Source organism: Flavobacterium psychraerolatum (assembly GCF_025960985.1).
In the GTDB taxonomy this organism is placed as follows: Bacteria; Bacteroidota; Bacteroidia; order Flavobacteriales; family Flavobacteriaceae; genus Flavobacterium.
Genome location: NZ_JAOQMX010000102.1, coordinates 1 through 1,015, shown reverse-complemented (window position 1 = coordinate 1,015; position 1,015 = coordinate 1). Strand labels below are relative to the sequence as shown.

1 pseudogene is annotated in these 1,015 nt (G+C 32.0%); it reads right to left on the bottom strand.

The annotated features are described in order from the left end of the window. Positions 1-93 precede the first annotated feature (93 nt). Positions 94-594: pseudogene (locus tag M2326_RS17525) on the bottom strand (transposase). Between the last annotated feature and the right edge of the window lie 421 nt (positions 595-1,015).

The window sequence follows — 1,015 nt, the reverse complement described above, 5'->3', positions numbered from 1 at the left end:
TTGTTCTATATCATTTTCTATAGAAGTTAGTCCATCTGACACCACCAAGCCAATAATTTGAACACCTCTGTTCTTTAATGCTTCTAATTCATTTTACCATAATAATGCTCCTTCAGTTGGATGATTTACAATGCTTAAAACCTCTCTTGATCCATCTTCTTTAACTCCTAGTACCGTATAATATCCTTCCTTTCTAACAGATTTATCTCTACGAGTATGAACGAAAGTAACATCGATATAAAGCACTAAATAATGTGATTCTAGTTTACGTTGAAGCCATATAGATACTTCATCTCGACTATCCTTCATTAAGTAGCTTATCTATTGTTTACTCTATTCCATGCCATAAATTTCCTTGAAGATGTCACTAACCTGTTCTATTGTTAGCCCTTTTTTGTACAGTGAAAAAATTAATTTTCTATGCTCTTCATCTTCATCGCGTAGGACGTTTAGTAATACAGGATAAAACGTGCCATTTCTCATTCTGGGCACTTTTAAAACCATTTCTTTTCCGAATCCTCTGGCTTTTCTTAGACGATAACCATTAGCGTAGTCTAGGTTCTCTTGTTGATCTAAATGTCTCTCACTTTTCATAAAAGCGTCAGAGTCATTTGCATAAGTAAATTTGTGCCGTTTTCGGAATTTGCTATCTTCAATAATAATTCCGAAATTTGATCATGTGTAAGGTTCATAAGCTTGTAAGTTCATTGATAGTAATTTAAAATTACAACTTTTTAACTTTACACAGTTTTTTAGGACAATATCGATTCTTCTATTCCTCCCCAACTCTTGAGATTGGCTCTTAATTATTTTTCGTAAAAAAAAAGGCTAATTCATAATTTATGAATTAGCCTTTTTTTAAATAATATTTTGTCCCGTCCTGAAATAGCGATACACAAAAAGTATCCTTATGGAAAAATATGAAGAAACACGCTATGTTAAGCGTACGCAAAAAGATTACTCAATGTCTTTTAAATTACAAATTGTTCAAGAAATTGAACGAGGAATTACTACT